The sequence below is a fragment of the Olivibacter sp. LS-1 genome (assembly GCF_008245145.1).
Classification (GTDB): Bacteria; Bacteroidota; Bacteroidia; order Sphingobacteriales; family Sphingobacteriaceae; genus Olivibacter; species Olivibacter oleidegradans.
Genome location: NZ_CP041643.1, coordinates 2,584,663 through 2,606,020, shown reverse-complemented (window position 1 = coordinate 2,606,020; position 21,358 = coordinate 2,584,663). Strand labels below are relative to the sequence as shown.

14 protein-coding genes are annotated in these 21,358 nt (G+C 42.7%); 7 read left to right on the top strand and 7 right to left on the bottom strand.

Features of this window, described 5'->3' with window-relative positions:
* Window positions 1-2: 2 nt before the first annotated feature.
* The 7 genes from FKG96_RS10580 to FKG96_RS10550 all read right to left on the bottom strand — a co-directional run bounded on the left by FKG96_RS10580 (window position 3) and on the right by FKG96_RS10550 (window position 10,605).
* The gene (locus tag FKG96_RS10580; protein ID WP_149105509.1) at window positions 3-3,203 is read right to left on the bottom strand and encodes a SusC/RagA family TonB-linked outer membrane protein; all 3,201 of its coding nucleotides are present in this window, start codon (window positions 3,201-3,203) and stop codon (window positions 3-5) included.
* A gap of 196 nt (window positions 3,204-3,399) precedes the next feature.
* Entirely contained in the window at window positions 3,400-4,254 is an 855-nt protein-coding gene (locus FKG96_RS10575) for a fumarylacetoacetate hydrolase family protein (RefSeq protein WP_013665912.1), read from the bottom strand.
* A 130-nt stretch (window positions 4,255-4,384) separates the two neighbouring features.
* Entirely contained in the window at window positions 4,385-5,896 is a 1,512-nt protein-coding gene (locus FKG96_RS10570) for an aldehyde dehydrogenase (NADP(+)) (protein WP_130857152.1), read from the bottom strand.
* A gap of 21 nt (window positions 5,897-5,917) precedes the next feature.
* Window positions 5,918-7,198: a mandelate racemase/muconate lactonizing enzyme family protein gene (locus tag FKG96_RS10565; RefSeq protein ID WP_041387356.1), complete on the bottom strand. Its 1,281-nt coding sequence runs from the start codon at window positions 7,196-7,198 to the stop codon at window positions 5,918-5,920.
* Between the two features lie 30 nt (window positions 7,199-7,228).
* On the bottom strand, window positions 7,229-8,182 hold the full coding sequence (locus tag FKG96_RS10560) for an RraA family protein (RefSeq protein ID WP_130857151.1): 954 nt from the start codon (window positions 8,180-8,182) through the stop codon (window positions 7,229-7,231).
* Between the two features lie 23 nt (window positions 8,183-8,205).
* A complete protein-coding gene (locus FKG96_RS10555) occupies window positions 8,206-9,312 on the bottom strand; it encodes a bile acid:sodium symporter family protein (RefSeq protein WP_130857150.1) in 1,107 nt (368 codons plus the stop codon).
* Between the two features lie 390 nt (window positions 9,313-9,702).
* The gene (locus tag FKG96_RS10550) at window positions 9,703-10,605 is read right to left on the bottom strand and encodes a S9 family peptidase (RefSeq protein WP_149105508.1); all 903 of its coding nucleotides are present in this window, start codon (window positions 10,603-10,605) and stop codon (window positions 9,703-9,705) included.
* 352 nt (window positions 10,606-10,957) lie between these two features.
* Between FKG96_RS10550 and FKG96_RS10545 the strand changes: the two genes are divergently transcribed.
* The 7 genes from FKG96_RS10545 to FKG96_RS10515 all read left to right on the top strand — a co-directional run bounded on the left by FKG96_RS10545 (window position 10,958) and on the right by FKG96_RS10515 (window position 21,221).
* Window positions 10,958-12,775 carry a hypothetical protein gene (locus tag FKG96_RS10545; RefSeq protein ID WP_149105507.1) on the top strand — a complete coding sequence of 606 codons (1,818 nt, stop codon included), beginning with the start codon at window positions 10,958-10,960 and terminating at the stop codon, window positions 12,773-12,775.
* A 230-nt stretch (window positions 12,776-13,005) separates the two neighbouring features.
* Entirely contained in the window at window positions 13,006-14,016 is a 1,011-nt protein-coding gene (locus tag FKG96_RS10540) for an SPFH domain-containing protein (RefSeq protein WP_013665905.1), read from the top strand.
* Window positions 14,017-14,029: 13 nt separating this feature from the next.
* A complete protein-coding gene (locus FKG96_RS10535) occupies window positions 14,030-14,260 on the top strand; it encodes a hypothetical protein (protein WP_130857147.1) in 231 nt (76 codons plus the stop codon).
* A gap of 11 nt (window positions 14,261-14,271) precedes the next feature.
* On the top strand, window positions 14,272-15,081 hold the full coding sequence (locus FKG96_RS10530; protein ID WP_130857146.1) for a hypothetical protein: 810 nt from the start codon (window positions 14,272-14,274) through the stop codon (window positions 15,079-15,081).
* Between the two features lie 44 nt (window positions 15,082-15,125).
* Entirely contained in the window at window positions 15,126-15,899 is a 774-nt protein-coding gene (locus FKG96_RS10525) for a DUF6620 family protein (RefSeq protein ID WP_130857145.1), read from the top strand.
* Window positions 15,900-16,441: 542 nt separating this feature from the next.
* The gene (locus FKG96_RS10520; RefSeq protein ID WP_149105506.1) at window positions 16,442-19,540 is read left to right on the top strand and encodes a TonB-dependent receptor; all 3,099 of its coding nucleotides are present in this window, start codon (window positions 16,442-16,444) and stop codon (window positions 19,538-19,540) included.
* Window positions 19,541-19,544: 4 nt separating this feature from the next.
* Window positions 19,545-21,221: a RagB/SusD family nutrient uptake outer membrane protein gene (locus FKG96_RS10515; protein ID WP_130857143.1), complete on the top strand. Its 1,677-nt coding sequence runs from the start codon at window positions 19,545-19,547 to the stop codon at window positions 21,219-21,221.
* Window positions 21,222-21,358 lie beyond the last annotated feature (137 nt).

The window sequence follows — 21,358 nt, the reverse complement described above, 5'->3', positions numbered from 1 at the left end:
GGTTAGAATATAATGTTTAAGTTGAAAGCATAATTTCGTGTCGTGGGCACGGTTGCTTGCTCATACCCCACTCGATTGTCGCCCGAAGAGGCGAACGCCTCGGGATCATAGTCTGGTAAGTCCTTATATAAAAGTGCGACATTTCGACACGAAGCCGTCAACGTAAGACCTTTGATGAAACCGAATTTATTTTTCACATAGTCACTTAAGTTATAGGTTAGCGCAATGTTTCTGAACTTAATAAAGTCAGATTTGAAAATAAAAGGATCTGCAATCTGTAGGTTGCGATAATCCGTATAAAAGTCTTGAGGGTTAACTGCAATTGTATTTTTTTCGCCATTCCGGTACACACCATCAAATACAACACCATTTTCGCCTTCGCGGCGACCAATCAGTGATGCCTTGGTGTGCCCTTGTCGCAAGCCGTTCAAGGCGCTTGAGGACAAAACCTTTCCTCCCGCTTTGAAATCGAAGTGCATGGAAAGACTCAGGTTCTTATAGGTAAAGGTGTTGGTCCAACCACCAACCCATTTTGGAAGGGCGCTTCCAAAATTTACAACCGGTCCCTGAAGCAGACGTCCGTTATCATTCAAAAGTATTTCCCCATTTTCGTTTCTTAGATAGGTATTGGCTGACAGCTGATTCAAGGGTAATCCTACCTCATACACCAAGGCTCCAATAAATTCATTTCCTTCGAAACGTTGAGCTACAAATCGGTCAGTACCGGGAGCGATAGACAGCACCTTCGTAGTATTTAATGATGCGTTGAAGGAACTTGTCCATCGGAAATTATCCCGCTTCACAGGGATTACTTCTAACATAAACTCCATACCCCGATTTTGCAGCGAACCGACATTTTGCTGCGTATCTGTATAACCTGAGGCATTCGAAATTTGTACGGGTAAAATCTGATCGGTTGTCACTTTTTCATAAGCAGCGATATCAAAACTTAACCGGCTATCAAAGAACCTCAACTCAAGACCAAGTTCTCGTTCTTCGACACTGAAAGGTCTCAATAACGCATTCGGCGAGCGCGTACCTAATATGGTACCCAATGTCCTTCCATGTAACTGATTAGGTAATATATCATAAAAAAGATGGTTGGAAAAAGGAGGGATTCCATTAGCACTACCTACTTGGGCCCATGATCCTCTTAGCTTACCATAAGAAAGCCACGACTGCTCCTTCATTAGTTCAGAAAAAATGAAACTACCGGATACCGATGGATAAAACTCGCTGTTCGCCTCTGGGTTCAACACGGAAAACCAATCCTGCCGACCTGTCAAATTAACGTATAGCATGCCTTTATACCCGAATTCTGCAAATGCGTAGAGCGAATTGGTTTGATCACGAAAGATGGTATAGTTATTAATCGTTTTATTAATGCCGTTTTGAATAGAATAGAGGTCCCTAACCGTAAAATCCTCTACTTCATCAATAAAAGTTCCGACATCGCGTTTAAAAATATTTCCCCCGACGCTTAAATCAATTGAAAAATCGCCGAATTCCTTACTTGCACCTACAAGAAAGTCTGTATTTATTTCGGTACCTTTCGCCTGCTCAATATGATACATCCCATTAAAACCTGGTCCTTGCCCGTTATTGTTAAATGGTGTAGAAGTTCCTCTTCCGGTAGGCGTATTAAATTCAAGCTTAGAAACGGAATAATCGTAATTATATCTTCCTTGCACATATAACCAATCCATAACATCATATCTCAAGGTTGCTGTTCCGAGAAAGCGATCCCGATCGTTTAGGATAAACTCCCTGCCTTTGGCAAAATAGGGGTTCAATAAGGTGCCTTGAAATCCGGACGTCTGTCGCTCGGTTCCATTTTCGGCAACTGCGCTCTCCCGAAAGGCTGCAAGCGGGATAGATGTAGACATTCGGGTGAGAAAGTTGGGTGCTCCCGGCCCCTGTGCCCCGACTTGTGGTGGATTCTCATTATTCTCTTTTGTGTAATTCGCGTTGAAGGAGAAATGCAGCTTTTTAGTTAGATCGTGATTTAGACCCAAATTGAAGATGCGTTTCGTATACCGATTATCGGGTGCGGGGGTAATGCCTTTTGCGCCTGAATTGGAAAAAGATGCTCTGAAATTACCTTTATCACTCCCCCCTGACAACGCAACGGTATTAGTGAACACTGTACCATCCCTGTAGAACTCTTTGATGCGATTTGGGTTTGGTGCGTACGGACGCATAACCCCATCAAAATTGACAATTGGCTCTCCGTCCATCCTACTCCCCCAGCCTAACATACCTGTTGAAATAGCGCTACCCACATCCGTAGGTCGCTGTCCACCCTGTCCCTGGCCGAATTCCTGTTGAAAATCAGTAAAGTCCAACACGCTATTAACCGTGAAATTTGACGTATATTCGATACCTATCCCTTGATCACGTTGACCATTTTTCGTGGTAATAATAATTGCACCGTTAGCAGCTCGAGAGCCGTATATCGCTGCAGCCGTAGCACCTTTCAAGACAGTCATACTTTCAATATCGTCCGGGTTAATCTGCTGCATGTTATCGCCGAGATCGTAAGCTGGTTGCCATCCGTTCGAACTACGGGCTCCCTGATCCATCGGTAGTCCATTGATCACAATGAGAGGAGAGTTTGCAGCACCCGCAAACGCTGATTGCCCCCGTAAGCGTATTTTAGTACTGGATCCGGCACCGGCAGCTGGCGGAGATATATCCAATCCAGCAACCTTGCCTTCCAAAGACTCCATTACATTGACTGTTCTGTTCTGTAGCAAATCCTGGCGTTTAACCGTCTCCGCCGAATAACCCAGTTTCTTTGATTCTTTCTTAATCCCAAGCGCTGTAACGACAACCTCCTCCATGCTCCTTGATTCGGCGGTTAATTGTATGTTAACTACCATTTGGTTCTGCAGCGTTAATTCCCGTGGCTGGTATCCGATCAATGAAAACACCAAAATATCGCCATTGGATGCGTTGATACTGAAATTGCCATTTGCATTGGTCGCCGTTGCGGTTCGGGTGCCCTTAACCTGTACGGTAACTCCTTCCAAGGGTGTACTTTCAGAATCCCTTACCTGACCGCGTACCGGTTTTTCTTGTCCCTGCAAAAAGGCAGGAATAATTCCCATCATGCCCACCATGGTGAGCACCTTGAGAAAAACCAACACCCTATCCCCTATAGGAAGTCGGTTTCTTTGTTTAATGTTACTGTTATTCATCATTTTTAAATTGGTTTATAATATTGTGGAGGTTTAACCTAGAAGGACAAACAAAAAGAGGAGATCCTTTAAGATTGATTCAATGAGGTTTATGCTTTGCTAATTACGGAGGCAGGTGGTCGTTTTATTAAGTATCGTTTTGACACTTATAAAATCAGAAACCACGAATTGCCTAAGTAAAATAATAAGATACTATGTGCTAAACGGATGGGTTATACGCAACCGTATTACGCAACGTTCCAATCGGTTCAATTGTAATAAGAATTTCGTCTTCCGGAAGTAGTGTAAAATCACTTGGGGGCACTAAACAGGTACCTGTCATGAGAAAACTGCCGTCCTTGAATGTAGATTCCCTGTAAAGATAGGACACGAGCTCCGTCAAGGGGCGTTTTATTCGGCTTATTGCCACCGAATCGCGGAACATCAGTTTTCCTTCCCTTAAGATATCCATTTCGATTAATGTACCGGGGTCTAACGGTGAAGCAGGAACATACAGACAAGGCCCCAGTGCAGCACTTCGGTCATAAACCTTTGCCTGTGGCAGGTACAGAGCATTTTCTCCCTCAATGCTACGCGAGCTCATATCATTCCCAACAGTGTAACCTTCTATAGTTCCATATGAATTAATAAACAAGGTCAGTTCGGGCTCGGGAACGTTCCATACGGAGTCCTTCCTGATGCTGACAGCTCCCTTATGTCCGGAGACTTTGTGCGGGAAGGCTTTAAAAAACAGCTCAGGTCGTTCGGCATGATATACCCGATCATACAGGTCGGCCCCACCGGAATCCTTCGCTTCTTCCATCCGTGCTTCCATACTTCTTAAATAAGTGACACCCGCTGCCCAGACTTCCTGCGAACCTATTGGAGGCAAAACACCTTCCTCCAATAAGTTTTTAGCCTTTCCTTCTGCTATTGCGGGTGCGGTGTTAAGCTGTGATTTCAAATAGCCATAGAGATTCTGTCTATTGATCAACTGATCCCAGTTGCCAGGTATGACATGATAACTATTGTCTACCTTCAATATGTTTTCTGTTTTCGTTTTATAGAGGTTCATATGTAAATATTTATCTTTTAAAGGCCATACCTGCCTACCGGCAGGCAGGTGGAATATCCACTTTATTTTCACCGGTATTCGAGTAAGCTGTGCCACATGGATATTTCATAAGCAATACGTGTTATCAACATTAAATGTCGGCTTTCGTTAGCTGTCCGTTTACATGGCGCCAAATAGACTCCAGGTTTTTGTTTTGCAACGCTGTCGGCAACAAAGATTGCGGATAATTTTGATAGGAAACAGGCCGTGTAAACCGGTAAATTGCCTGTGTGCCAACCGAGGTACTCCGGCCGTCCGTGGTGGCTGGAAATGGCCCCCCGTGTACCATAGCATGGCACACTTCCACACCCGTTGGAGCACCATTGATAATCAGTCGGCCAGCCTTTTGTTCCAACACCTGAAAAAGTCTATTAAAGTTTTTGGTATCCTCCTCCGTGCACCATACGCTAACTGTTAGCTGTCCGCTTAACGAAGCGGCAATTTGTAGAAATTCTTCTTCGTTTGCTGCAATTACCAATATGGATGCCGGGCCAAAGTACTCCTTGCTGAATAAAGCCTGTGAAAGGAAATTGCTACCACTGACTTGGACCGCAGTTGGCACCGGTTGTTCGGTATCCGTTACTTCTGCGTTTCCACCAGCAAGTACAAAAGCTCCTTTTGCAGCTTTCAACTGTGCTATACCCTCGCAATAAGCTTGATAAATGCCAGCACTCAACATACGATGCAACGATTGTCCTTGAAGCTCCTCAGCATAAAATTTCAAAAATTTCGCCGTATCTTCCGAATCAATCAACACGAGCAATCCGGGATTCGTACAAAATTGCCCAGCTCCAAGCAGATTGGATGCGGCCAGCATCGCCGCTGTTTTTTCACCCTGTTCAGCTAATCGACCCGGTAATAGAAACACAGGATTAATACTACTCATTTCTGCGTAAACAGGGATCGGAGCAGCGCGGCGCGTAGCAGCTTCGTATAAAGCCATACCACCTGTATAAGAACCCGTGAAACCGACTGCTTTGACTGAAGGATGGCTCACGATCTTTATTCCAATAGCTTGCGATGTAAGCCATAAAGAGGCAAAAACACCGTCAGGCATTCCTGTCTTATGTGCTGCTTTTGCGATACATGCAGCGGTTAGCTGCGCGGTTTGCGGTTGATTTGGATGAACTTTATAGAGCACCGGGCAACCTGCAGCAAGTGACGAGATCGTGTCGCCACCTGCTACTGAGAATGCGAAAGGAAAATTACTTGCCCCGTAAACGCAAACCGGTCCTAGCGGAACCTGCATCTGTCGAATATCCGGTTTTGCAACAGGCGTCCTATCGGGAATAGCCGTATCGATAATAGCATTGACCCAAGATCCTTCTTTTAGCAGATCTGCAAACAGCTGAATTTGAAATAAGGTCCGATCCAATTCACCGTGGAGCCTAACCTCAGGAAGATGAGATTCCCGACTACAGGTTTCTATTAACTTCTCGCGGTCATTAGCAAGTTCTATGGCGATCTGTCGAAGGAAACCCTCTCTCGACTGATTTGACAAACATCGGTAAACCTCAAATGCGGAAGCCGCTTTTTCGATATCCTGTTCTACTGCTGCCCAGTCCTTTGGTCTGTAATGATTAACAGCATCTAATGTATCCATAATACAATCGGTTTTTTTATACTAAGTAAAAAAGGGATAATCGGGCGTGGCATATTTTTTCATCCCTTCCTCGTTGATATCTACACCGATACCGGGAACCTCCCGAAGTTTGATAAAGCCATCTTCTACCATCGATCCGTCAAAAGTGACAATATCCTTAAACATTGGGTCGGTATGAAAGTAGCTCTGCCATTCCAAAATCATAAAATTCGGTACCGATGCGCAGACATGGCATGAGGCCATTGCCCCCAAGAAAGACGCCACCATATGCGGAGCAAATGGAACGTAATAAAGATTGGCCAAGTTAGCAATTCGTTGACCTTCTCCAAGCCCCCCTGCTTTTTGAAGGTCCGGCATAATGATATCCGCTGCACCCAGCTCAAGTAAGCGCCTAAAACCATAAGCCAGATAGAGATTTTCACCCGCACAGATAGGAGTCGATGTACTATCGGCAATAAGCTTATAAGCCTCCGCATTTTCGGCAGGTATAGGCTCTTCCAGCCACATGAGATTTAAATGTTCCAAACGTTTTGCCACTTGCTGCCCGGTAACCAAATCGTAACGTCCATGCATATCACAGCAGATATCAATATCCGGACCAACAGCTTCACGAGCCGCGGTCACCTGATCGACCATACGTTGTAACTCTTTAGGACTAGCTGTCCAGTTATACTGATCGTATTTATTGGGATCATTTCCTTGATCAAGATCAAATTTAATCGCTGTGAAACCCATTTCTTTAGCTTTGGAAGCTGCGTTCGCAAAATCTTGCGGTGTTGGTAAATTTTGCTGATAAAGCGCCGTATCGCAATACACACGTATTTTATCTCGGAATTTGCCACCAAGCAATTGATATACCGGCACGCCGAGCGCCTTTCCAGTAATGTCCCAGAGTGCTGTTTCAATGGCAGATAAAACAGCGATGTACATCCCTGCCTGAGCACCCTGAAAGATGCCTGATTTCCGCAGATCCTCAAAAATCCTGTGTACATTAAGTGGGTTTTTCCCAACGAGTCTGCGCTCGAGCAATTTTACGAAATGATAGGTCCCTGGCACCGCATCAACCCCTTCTCCGCAACCATAAATACCTTGATCCGTTTTTATTTTGACAAAAAGCCCGGAACCATACCTTATAAAGGCGCATGCTACTCCGGTAATTTTAAGGGAGGAGGGCGCCGATTCTCTTGACGATCGTTCCGCCGATTGCAGGAGTGCACTTCCGAAAGTATCCGATAAAGGGCTTAAGGCAGCTCCCATTACCATGGCTTTTTTAAAAAAAGCTCTTCTTGTTTTATTTGACATCGTTATTTAAAATTAAGGTGAATAAGGCGCCTACCAAGTGCGCTGTTTGAGTAGTTCATTTATCTGTTCTTTAGGTACGGGAAGTTTATCAGCATTCGCATCAAGCCACTGCCAAAAATCCTTTTCTATTTCGTCCGACCAACGCGTATCAATCTCACCAGGGGTATATTTCTGCTCGCGTAAGCGTTGATGACCAAACATATCACGTAAACGAACCACTTCAGAAGTACGGACAACCTTCTCGGCCAAGTGGGGTGGAATAAATATAACTCCTCCATCCCTACCCAGCACCACATCTCCAGGCATAACGGTTGCTTTACCAATCCGAGTAGGTATGTTTATTCCCACTAAGGTGGTATTTAATCGCCCCTTTGGATCATTAAGGTGATGAGAAGGGTGATATGATCGGTAGAATGAGGTAAAAGCACCGATCTCTTTTAAACCTCCGATATCACGTAGCGCGCCATCATACACTACACCATTTCCGGTTTTTGCATAAATGGAGTTACCTAAGTTGTCTCCTACTGTTGGGCCATCAATATGGGCACCAAATTGATCAACCACATACACATCTCGCTTAGTAAGTAGGTCTATTGTCCAGGAGTTTTGCGATTTTATCCGACCATCCTGATTATGTCCACGTTCATCAATCGCACGATGGATATCCGGTCGTCCCGGAACAAAAACGGCAGTCACCGCTCTACCAACCAACACGCTATCCGGATTGATGCTCAACCAACCGTCCTCGTACTGGTAGTTATAGTTTTCATTGCGTAATACAGCCCAAGCTTCTTCTAGGGTAACCAATTTCATGCGATCTAAAAGTTCGTCGGAAACTTTTGGACGTCCGTCCTCAAAACGCTCGCCTTGCCATTCCGGTGTTAAAAAGATTAGTTCCCCTTTGCTGATTTGCTGTCCAAAGATGGAATGTCCCTGAAAGATGCTCACACAAACTGTCAGTATTAATATGCTAAAGTGCTTCATAAACTGTTTTGTTTAAAGGTTTGTTATTGATTGTCAATTTCGGTACGCCGATTCTTCAGGGGGCGTGAACGCCACCATAAGGCAAGTGACGAGCCCGTAATATTCATAATTGGTGAGAATACGGCAGATGCTAAGCCAACCGTAGATAACTTACCCATTGCCAAGGCTAAACTCGACCCTAAGCCCGCATTTTGCAAACCAACTTCGATTGCAATTGTGCGACAGTCCTTTTCATCCATCCGCAACAAACGCGCAAGCCAATAACCAAGCACATACCCACTCGTGTTATGCAAGAGCATCGCCAACACCAAGGCAGGCCCGACAATCAACAGGTCCTTTTGGCCAGCAGCGGTAATCACAATGATGATCAGTGCAATACCAGCCATGGATAATACAGGCATAATATCATCTAACCACTTCGCTTTCCCGTGTAGAAATCGATTAAATAACAATCCAGCCAATACAGGTATGATGACAATTTTGGTAATATCCCAAGCCATATCCCAAAAATCAATCGATACATACTGCCCCGCAAGCAACTGCATAAATAAGGGTGTCATTAGGGGCGCCAACAGCGTCGAGACAGCGGTGAGCGTCACGGAAAGCGCGAGGTTTGCGCGCGCTAAATAGGTCATCACATTAGAAGCTAATCCGTTTGGACAGCTGCCAATCAAAATGATTCCGGCCGCTATTTCTGCGGGGAAATTGAAGATACGGGTAATGGCAAAAGCTACCGGGGGCATTACCATGTAATGACATAGTACTCCTACAATTACACCTTTAGGCATTTTAACAACACCGACAAAGTCTTTTACACTCAACCCTGTCCCCATTCCAAACATAATAATCTGCATGAGCGGCACGATAAGCGCTGAAAGACGAAAATCTCCTACACGGATAAAAAATTGCGGATAATACATCGATACGCTCACTGCAGCAAATATCATTACGGTAAAAGAATAGCCTTTTAACAAGGAATAATAACGCAGTCCAAAAGCGACTGAGAGAAAAAAACCCATCAGCAGCCAGCCGCCGAAGCTATGAGACCCTTTCAGGGTTGCAATAAGAAATGCTGATAGGAAGAGACATCCTATAATAAAGAACACGATGGGTATGCCTTTTTTTGTCATGTGATTTTAATTGATTGTCATGATAAATAGCTAGTTAAGGCACACGAGCATTATTCATATCGGTGCACCTTCTTAAATGAAAGCGTTACTTATGGTCCCATAGTACCTCCTTGATATTGGTTTATAATTAGGAAAAGAATACCCTTGCTGTAATTTATGGCATTCAGCTATAATTGTTAGGCAATTGTACTTAAGAAAAAAGAAAAGGCTGAAAATTTATGTTACAAAAAGGCCTTTAAATGTTACATAAAAATCAAATAATTGTAAATCAAACAATTAAAATAAAAGAATCGCTTAAACAGGCTTAAAAGGCACGATTAAAACCATTGTATTCAAATCGCAAGAAATTGTTTTGTTGTAAAAGAAGGAAACAAAATTATTCCTTAACAATTAAGGCATATTCTTCTTGTCTATTGTCCAGGCAGGTGATTTAGAAAGCCCTGATGGATTGCCCGTAAATAACCTGGCTGCTTCACGGTCGTCTTTTAACTGCCATTTGAACCAATTGGTTGCCACCCATGCGAATTCGCCGCCATGAGGTCGGCTATACGTTCCGCCATGTCCGACGTCCATGTTTGCAACAAAAACAGGTACATGATTGATTTGCTTAAAATCATCCATTCCGTTCTGATAAGCGATGTCTGATTCACCACCTAACAAGTAGAGAGTGGGCGTATGTATTTTCTTAAGCTGATCTTTACTTAACACCGGAAGCACGGGCATCCCTTTCTTCGGATCGTCAAAAATACCGCTATTGCAGACAACTAGTGTAGTAACACGCTGATCGTCAGCAACCTCTAATGCTTGCAGACCTCCACACGACATACCACTTACAGCTAGTTCGGTTGTATCCAATTTATTATAATAAGGGCTCTTCTCCTTATCGTTTTGCGTAATGGCCCAGTCAATCGCATCCAATAGTTTTGATGATTGTGAACTACGCTTTACCTGTTCCCCTGTTTCTTTGGGCATGGTACCAATGGCAATAACTAAAAAGCCATGGGAAGCGATTTCATTTAAAAAGTTTATATGTTCCCAAGGAGAATCGTAACAGGCACCGTTACCCCAAACAATGATCGGCAATTTATTCCTTTCATTAAATATACGCATATCTTTCGGTCTAAAGATGGTATGCGTTGGCAACGACGCTTCTGTAATCATCACTGCGCTATACCTTCCTGTCCCCCCCTGTTCGACAGTTCTTATATTGATTACTTGACAAAAAGATGTTTTCGCCGTGCTAAAGATGGCTAACACCACGATCATTGTCCACATTTTTTTTAATTGTTTCATACTTTAGTTTATTTATATTATAATGGTAATTGTTGCTTGCTCAACTTAAAATTTCATCCTATACAAAGGCCTCTTTATCAAGGTCACGTATTAGCTAGCTAAAGATAACAATGGTGATTGAGCACTTTGGCGAGTATTGTTTAAACCTTTAGCAAAAATGTTTAATTTAAGATCAATAAGCGGTCTTTTTTAACGAATTGTCAAATCGCTTTAATATGCAAGGCTATATTGCATATTTGAGCAATTTATCTAAGTTTGTTTATATTTAAACGCGGCAGAGCTCGATTTCAATTAATGGCAATGCCAATTTGTTTCAAAAACTCAGTTATTCTAATAGAGAAGATAGCCCTAAATGATAAAACGATGCATTTTTTTGTGGACATTGCTTTGCAGCTTTTTACTTAGTCTATCCGCGCAGGAAAATTCGCTCGCCGAGTATTTAAAAAAAGCGTATACAGCTCGTTTAAAGGCCAATTACGATCTGAATCTTAGCACCTTAAAAGAAGCCGAACAACTGAAAGGACATCCACAGGATCCGGTTCTGTTAGCTAAACTTAATACAGAACTTAGCAAGCAATATCTTGTGAATGCCGACTATAGTAAGGCTAAGGAGTATGCAAATAAATGCTTACAGCTCGGCCAACGCATCAAGAATAGAACGGTAGAAGCTTACGGGTATCTTGCAATTGCAACCTATTATAATTACCTCGACATCGGGGACTTGGCCGTAAGTAATGCCCAAATAGCCCTAAAACTAGCTAAAAATTGGGATTACTCGCTAAAATCCCGAGCTTATTACATCTTATATGGTGTTTATTCCAGTTGGGATGATGAGGTATTGAGTAAAAAGTATGCACAACTTACCATTCTTACGGCAAGGGAAAATGCCGACAATGAGATGCTTGCCAATGCATATACTGCCTATGCTACAGCGATGCAATTTCATTATGAAAAGACAAAGAAGCGCCAATATTTGGATAGCATGAAGTTGTATCTTCATAAATCGGCAAGCGTTTATAAAAAATCGCCGGAGCAGGTAGGTGTCCGTACTTATTCGATAGCTAATATTAATCTGGCTAATTATTTCTTTGAATACCAGCCGCTCCATAAGCAATCTACTCAGGACAGTATTCTTTTTTATGCAGATATTGCCAAAAAGCTTGCAAAAGCTTCTGATAAAAACTACACGATTACCGGCAATGTAAACGGTCTTTTGGCAGAAATAGCCAGTTTACAAGGTAAAAGCCGACTCGCTGAGACTTATTTAATGGATTCTTATACCCAGCTCACAAAAGCGGCAACTCCTTCGTATTATACGTTTTCCAATGTAGCACAAGGACTCAGTGATTTATACGCTAAAAGAGGAGATTTCAAAAAAGCCTTATTCTATCAAAAGAAAAAAGAAGTTTTTACTAACAAAATCTTTGATGAGCGAAAGATGCTCCAAGCAAAAAAACTGGAGGCGCAGTATGAGAACAGTAAACTATCAGAGGATATAAAAATAGCCGCTCAGAAGGCGGACAGTCAGAGGACACAAAACCTTTTATTAACTGGTATTTGTCTTCTTTTAGTGATTAGTATCTGCTTATTGGTAAACTCCTTTAAAAGCAAAACAAAACTACAGGAAGAAAAATCTCGACGTCTACAACAAGAAAAACAGGAGGCCGAGCGTAATGCCGAGCTCGGATTGAAAATGCAGGCAGAAGAGCAAGCGCGTTTACAAGCCGAACAGCAACTCTTATTATTACAAAAAGACCAGATGCAGAAAGAAGCCATGGCTGATGCATTGCAAATTGAGCGCAAAAACCGCCTCCTCCTTCAAATGAAAGATAAGCTACAAAAACTGGAAACGGAACAAAACAGGGGTTATGTAGAAAAAATCATCAAGGAAGAGATGCGCTTGGAGGAAACTGTTGAGCGATCTGCCAAAGAGTTTGAAAGCATCAACCCTGCGTTTTTTAGTAAACTAAAAGAAATGTCCAATGATAAGCTCACCCCTCTTGAACTGAAACATTGCGCATACTTACGGCTCCAACTAAACACGAAAGAAATTGCCGCGGCTTTTTATATTGAACCTAAAAGCGTACGCGTGAGCAAATACCGCATCAAACAAAAAATCGGATTGGACAAAGACACCGATCTAGATCGCTTCTTACAAGAATTGAGCTAGGTGCTATTGTTTGGCAAGAAACAAACACATCATCCTTATTACCAATCATTTAACGCAAAGACAATTAACCTTGTAGTCACTTTGTAGTCGCTACTTTTGCAACATGTAGTTACTTTGCAACGTTCTTAACTTTTGAAATAGGGTTGTCAGCGGTAGCTTTGGTATCGCCCCGTTAAAAAACACTGGATTAAAATGGTGAAAACCAATAGACCTTTTAAATAAAACAGAAAATGAGCAATCCAACGTCAAAATTACCCTTCTTAGAAATCGTTGAATGGGCCGAACAGGATCCCAATATGATGATGTGGAAGATTGCTGATGGAGACAAAGAAATAAAAAATGGCGCTAAGCTACTTGTACGCGAAAGTCAGTCAGTTTTATTCATAAACGAGGGGACTATTGCTGATGTTTTTATGCCGGGCACTTATACACTCCATACGCAAAACGTTCCTGTGTTATCACGCCTTAAAGGGTGGAAATATGGATTCGAGAGCCCCTTCAAAGCGGATGTTTATTATTTCTCTGTCAAACAATTTGTGAATCTAAAATGGGGTACTCCAGCGCCTATCATGCTACGCGATGCGCAGTTCGGGCAGGTACGAATTCGCGCCTTTGGCACATATAATGTACGTATTACAGACATTACAAGATTCTTTAAAGAATATGCAGGTACTTATCACCAGCTTACGGTCTTTGAGTTTGAGCGACAACTCCGTGATTTTATTGCTCCCCAGTTTGGTGAAGCTTTAGCACTTTCTAATATTTCTGTATTAGACATTGCTGGCAATATTTCCTTACTCAATAAAAAAATCGCCCCACTGATTCAGCCATATTTTGAAACTTTTGGTATTGAAATCACTCAATTTACCGTTACGTCCGCTACCTTGCCCGATGAAGTTACCCAATATTATGATAAAGTAACGGGTATGAATATGGTAAGCGGTGACGTAGATCGATTCCAAAAATTCAATACCGCGATTGCTATTAGCCAAGAAAGCAGCCCTGCTCAGCAAGGGGCACAACAGGGAATTGCAATGGGCATATTAATGGGACAAATGCAGGCAACGCAGCAAAATCAAACAAATTCGAAAATAAACTCACAAGACAACACCGTAAACTCTTCCGAAACGCAAGATGAATCGGTCGTGAAATTGAAAAAGATTAAAACTCTTTTCGAAAGTGGCTTAATTGACGAAGACGAGTATAAAGCAAAAAAAGCAGAAATACTATCCAAGTTGTAAACAACAATTCTATATGGAGAAACCGCTATCAATTGTTGAACGCATGGAACAACTTGCCCTTCAACAGAAACGGGAAAAATTTACTGAAAAAGAGGCAGGCGTAACAATTATTATCTGCCCGAATTGTGGAAGCGGAAGGGCCAAAGAGGATGGTCTTACCCGATGTGCCTACTGTGGATTTGAATTTTTAACGCAAAAACTAAGTAATGGGATTCATCTAAAGGATCACGACAATTCAAAATAAACAAGACTGTGATGAACTTTTTCAATCTTTATAAAAAGAACAAAAGTAGTACTACCAACACAAATACCGCAAATGACGTTGACGCCGACACATCCTTAGTTCAAAGGTTACAAACATTTTTGGGTAAACTATACCAAAGAGCAGAAGAAATGCATTCGGAAATACAGGTATCCGGACAACGCATTGCTGATGCAGACAAAGATCCTTTTAAAAGAAGCTTTTTACAATTTAAGGCGGGTATGATAGCCCAATTCACCGCCATTATACAAAAAGGGTCTAATACCTATCAAGAGGAGGTTATACCCAAAGTGTCAACTATGGAATTGGTCAAAATCTCCCAGATTTTTAACGACTGGCACGTTGGCGTTCTGAACATGATGACTTCCGCCTTTGACCAGATAAGCGAACGCGATCTGGAAAAAGAGTATGCTGATATCATGAAAACATATACACATTATAAAGATCATTTTCATTGCAAACAATGCGGAGGTAAATTGGAAATTTCAACATTCTATTTTACAGCAACCTATATCGCTTGCCCCTATTGTCGAACACAAAACACCTTTGATCCAGGCACCCAAGTTCGTTTGGTGGAACATTTAGCGCGCCCATTAGCTGAGCTGCGTTGCAATGAGCTCTATGAGCGTTATCAAGAGCATCGTCGTGCATTTGGTACAGACAGCGCCAAAGAGAAGTATCAACTATATCTTCAGGCGCTTATAGATGAAATGAATCGTATACTACCCGGCCTAACTGCTCAACATCAGAATTTTTATGATCGCCTATTAAGCGATTATGAGCGCTTCGAGCAATTTAGATAACAGTAGATAATCAAACAATTTTTAATTATCAAAATTCAATAACCATGTTTAAGAAACTTTTCAAAGGACTCACCGACAATCTGGAAGATATGGCGAAGAAAGCGGTGACAGAACAGCAAAATTCAAACACCAATAATAACAAAGACTTGTTTGATGCGTATATGCAAGGCAATTATCAGAAAGCTTTTGACACAGGCGCGGCTTCGGCGGGTTATTCAACCATGAACACCGCAACAGAAGACCCGAATGATCCGCAACTACAACCCGTGCATGGCGTTACGATATTCGACTATGCCGTAGGTGCCGCAAAGCTCGGAGAGGGTTGTACCGAAGAACAGATTTGTCGTGCCCTTGGCATAGAAAGACCCATGTGGGATGAGGCACAAGTCACTTGGAATAATCGGATGCGAGATGACAAATCCTTTAACGTAGTTAGTGTTTATTCCAAATATTTTGGTATGGTAAAAGAACATGAGAAACTTGGCGTACTTCAGCCTGATAACGCGCCCGCTACACAAGTGGAATCAGAAACTGCGAAGGCTAATCTTCAACGTCTGGAAACGGACAAGTATTATTTTTTTGAAATTCAAGGGGCTATGCAGGCAGCCTACGACAATGGAATAGACGGTGCCCAATGGCTCATTGATGAACTCGGTCTAACGGTATCACAAGTTAACAGTGCAGGTACACAATGGATGAACGATTTTAATATTATGGCTCAAATGATAGATTATCAAGACCAAAAAAAGAAGGAATACAGTGAACGATTTTCGAGTGAATCAGGCGCAAACGGCATTGTAGACGACATTAAGTTCTAGAACTTCTATCTTCCGGATCTAACTTTTTGTTAGATCCGGAAGATAAATTATAGCCTTCAACCTACCTGGTTTTTTACTTCTTGCCAGGGCATTCATTTAAACCGCTACTTTTTATCTGCTTATTTTTTACGATAACGTTATCGTAAAAAAACAGGCCGTTTTGCCCTTCATTCAAAACATATTCACCGTATTTTGCCGTTGATTATCAATAAGTAGTTCTGATGAAGCCAGGCTTCGCTCGGATTATAACTGATTACTACCAATCTTAAATGTAACTTAAATAGATTAATTATGAGCCGTAAAGTCGTTGAATCGATTATTGAAGATGTATCTTGCTCTGTATTGTTCGATATCACTCCAAAGAACCACGCTAACAGGTCTTACCTGTTATAGAACCGATCACAGAAGAGTTAAGTTTCTTTCCGAGGAGTTTATTCTCTATATAGTGCACATGTAAAGGTTATTCGATCACCTGGCTGTATTGCTATGCCTGTCAGGCAACTGAAGAAGCCAAACGATTATAAACAAAAACAAATGATTCAATGAAAAACAGTTTAGCTAAAACACAACTGAGGCGGGGAGTTTTACTCATGTCTCTGCTGTATTCCCCGTGGTTACTGCCAAGTTCGATCACAGTAGCCAAAACATCGGAAATACTCGCCCTTTCGAAAGACTTCCAAGAACGGGAAATTAAGGGCCGTGTGCTCGATGAAAACAAGAAACCGCTTCCAGGCGCTACTGTTGCCATCAAAGGAAGTACCAAAAAAGTCTCTACGAATGAAAACGGTGCATTTGTTATCCAATCCAGTGCAGCGTCTGATGTATTGGTGGTCTCCTTTATAGGTTATGAACCGACAGAACAAATGCTTCGGGAGGGACAAGCAGAACAAATTATAATTACACTCAAGCCAGATGACGACACAGCCTTGGACGAAGTGGTCGTAGTTGGATATGGTAGCCAACGAAAACAGGACGTAACCGGAGCGGTGTCTTCAGTCAGTGCACAGTCCATTGCCGAAGTGCCCGTAACACAACCGTCACAGGCTTTGCAAGGAAGGGCTGCAGGTGTTTTTGTAACCAATACAAACAATAAGCCTGGGGGTGCTGCTACGGTTCGTATCCGTGGAAACCGTTCATTTTCTGCCGGTAACGATCCGCTATATGTCATCGATGGAATTCCCATTACCGGAGGTTTGGAGGATATTCCACCCCAGGATATCGCTTCGATGGAAGTGCTAAAGGATGCCTCTGCTACTGCTATCTACGGTTCCCGGGGAGCCAATGGTGTGGTAATTATAACCACAAAGCGGGGAACAGTGGGAAAAACGACAGTAAGCTACGATAATTGGTTTGGCTTTTCCAGTGCGTATAAGCAGATCGACATGATGAACGGCGAACAGTTTGCTGAATTTAAAAGAGAATCACGACGGGCAACCGGGAACTACGATGACAGTGATCCAAACGCCGATCAAAATACACCCGGTTTATTCGACGCCGTGGAGCTGGCGTCTATTGCACAGGGACGGAGCACCGATTATCAAGATCTCATGTTGCAGACAGGCCATAGCATGAATCATTCTTTAAGTATTCTAGGAGGCTCGGAGAAGACGCGCTTCAATGTCAGCTTCAATTACATGAAAGACAAGGGAATTATACCTATACAAGATTTTAACCGCTATGCGATGCGGGTGAACTTAGATCACCAGATCAGTGATAGGATACGTATTGGTACTTCGATGCTCGGTAACTACAGTATTACCAACGGACAAGATTTAAATCCGTATGACGATGCGTTACTGGAAAACCCCTTAGGTGTTCCCTATGATGATCAAGGCAACCTGATCTTTCGGCCAACAACAGATGGATTACGGAGTAATCCTTTGAGTGAATTGGTACCGGGGGCCCTACTCAACAAAAACAAACGCATGCGTCTTTTTAGCAGCATTTACGGAGAAGCAACCTTAGCTGAAGGACTTACTTTCCGTTTGAACTTTGGCCCGGATCTTATTCAAAATCGGGTCGGCGATTTTCAAGGAAGGTATACGAATGCCCGTCTGGGAGGTACTGCTGCCGCACAAGGAAATGAGGACCTGGTTTTCAACTATACGCTGGAGAACATTTTGAAATACAATAAAACATTTGCCGAAAAACACGCACTGGAACTTACAGGCTTATTTGGCTTGCAACATCGGCAATTCGAAGCAACCGATATCAGTGTAAGAGGTATTCCGGTGGAGGAAATGCAATATTTTAATTTCGGTGCAGCGGAAGAAATCTTGGGTACGGGAAGTGATTTCCAACGCTGGGACATTGTATCCTACATGGGACGCGTCAATTATATATTCGATGATCGATTTTTGGCCACTGTAACCGCTCGTATAGATGGGTCGTCTCGTTTCGGAAGAAATCACCGTTACGGTTTCTTCCCTTCTGTCGCTTTGGGTTGGACAATAAGCAATGAGTCCTTCATGGAAGGTAATAACGTTTTCGATTTACTAAAACTTAGGACCTCCTATGGCGAAACAGGTAATACAGGTATAGATCCGTATGGAACACAAGGGCTCTTGCAACGGACGACTTACGCTTTTGATGAGACGGCCGGTTTTGGTTTCAGACCAAACCAATTGAGAAATGACAACCTGAAATGGGAGACCACCCGTCAGTTCAATATTGGTTTAGATTATGCCGTGCTGGGTGGCCGTATCACCGGAGCAGCTGAATTCTATACGCAGCAGACGCGTGATCTATTGATGGAAAGACAGCTTCCCTTTACATCCGGCTATGGATCCATTATGGAAAATGTCGGGTCAACAAAAAACACCGGTTTCGAATTTAGTATATCTTCCGTGAACATCAAACCCAAGGATGAGAAAGGTTTTAGCTGGAACACCGACCTGAACTTCGCTACGAATAAAGAAAGTATCACCGAACTGTACGGCGGGAAGCAAGATGATGTTGGAAACCGTTGGTTTATTGGCCATCCTATACAAGTTTACTATGATTTTGAAAAAATTGGCATTTGGCAAAGCAATGAAGTGGATGAGGCCGCCCGATACGGAAGGGTACCGGGAGAGATTAAAGTCAAGGATCAAAATGGGGATGGCGTGATCAATGATTCAGACCGTATTATCTTAGGGAATAATAGACCCACGCTTACAGGCGGCTTGACCAATCGTTTCGCCTACCACGGTTTTGATCTATCCGTCTTCCTTTATTTTAATTTAGGTAATATGATCTATAGTACCTTTCATGAAGTACATAACACGTTGTTTGGCAGGTATAACAACTTAAACGTAGATTATTGGACGCCCAATAATCCGACAAATGCTTATCCAAGGCCCAACCAAAACCAAGAGCGACCCGTTTATAATACAAGTATGGCCTACTTTAGCGGTTCATTTCTCAAAATAAGGAATATCAATCTTGGTTATAACTTTCCAAAAAGCTGGGCGTCTAAAATTGGTGCCGAATCACTTCGCCTTTATGTAAGTGCTCAGCAACCTTTGATTTTCTCTTCTTATATCAATAAACATCAAGGGGTTGATCCGGAAGGAATCGATTTCAATGCAGATACTGAAAATCTACCCGTTGACACCCCCCCTACTCGTACTTGGCTTTTTGGTTTAAACGTTAAATTTTAACAACATGAGAACAATATTAATGCTATCTATATTGACGCTTGCCCTATGTACCTCTTGCAAGCGCATGCTGGATGAGGAAATCCGTTCGCAAGTTAGCGATGAATACCTTTCAACACCCGAAGGGCTTGAAGACGGCGTTAAAGCGGCTTATTCTACCCTTCGGACTTTCCACGCTAATGAGCTGGGCATGACAATGACTGTTTTCGGAACGGATACCTATACGATGGGTTCTGACGGCTCTTACAAATTCATCAATGAGTATACATCCCAATTTGACCCCCGTACGACCTACGTGCGCGACTTATGGAACAATTTATATGTCGGTATCAATACCTGTAATGCCGTAATTGATCGCGCCCCCGATGTTGCGGATATGCCGGAAGAACAACGTAATATCCGCAGGAGTGAAGCACAATTTCTCAGGGCCTACTATTATTTCACATTGGTGCAACAGTACGGTTCCGTCCATCTTACAACCAGCGAAACGAAAGAAGCAACAACAACGGCATCACGTGCTCCGCTCACTGATATTTATCAATTGATAGAAGATGATCTAAGAGCTGCTATTCAAAATCTGCCGGCCGAACAAACCGATTATGGTCGAGCTACAAAACCCGCTGCCGAACATTTGCTTGCTCGGGTATTACTTACCCGAGCAAGCTCTGAAGCAGCAAAAGACAGTGATTACCGAGATGCGGCCGTCCTGGCTGAACAAGTAATTACTGGCTATAATTTTCACTTACTGGAAGATTTTGCTGCTGTTTTTGAGCAAGGAGCCGGCGAGCGAAATGAGGAAGTCATATGGGCGGTTCAATATACTAAAAATGCCATCACGAATGGTGCAGATGCGGACGCCGACGGAACAGGAAATTCCGCACACCGGTATTTCCTCATGGAATATGACGTTTTACCGGGAATGAACAGGAATATACAGGATGGGCAACCTTGGAAACGCTTTATGCCAACTAATTACACACTTGATGTTTTGTTTGCCGATCGCGTGAATGACACACGCTATAAAAAAAGCTTTAAGGATGTATTCTATTGCAGTAAACCAGGCACCTATAATGTAAACGGGAAACAAGTAACTTACGCCTTGGGAGATACCGCTATCTGGCTACCAGGCTACCAGCTGGATCCTGTGGTAAAGGCCTCGAAAAACTTCATGGTTATCGAGCCACAGTCGTATACCAAGAAACTATACCCGACATTAACTAAATTTTTAGATCCACAACGCCCGGATATTAATTATGAGTTCGGCTCTCGCGACTTTCTAGCATTTCGGCTTGCTGAAACCTGCTTGATCGCGGCGGAAGCTTTTATGTACAGTGGAGACATGGATAAGGCGGTTACTTACATGAATATGGTCCGAGCAAGGGCCGCGTACAATAGCACGGATGAAGCCGAGGATGCAACCCATCGTCAAGCAATGCTAATTACCGCCGCCGACCTGAATATTGATTTCATACTGGAAGAACGTGGCAGAGAATTGCTGGGTGAGCAACTTCGCTGGTATGATTTGGTAAGAACGCATCAATTGGTAACACGGGTACAAGCTTACAACCCCGACGGCGGAAAAAACATCAAGGACTATCATGTTTTACGCCCCATTCCACAAGATCAGATAGATCGAACAGAAGGTGGATCATCCAGTTTTCCTCAAAACCCCGGCTATAATTAAAAAAAAGGGCAATACGGACCTTATGGGTCTGTATTGCCCTTTTTTACATCAATCCCGTCTATTGCTTTCATTATCCTAATCTCAAAACAACCAAAATAAAATTTATAAATAAATGAATATTCACTTATATTTGCAGC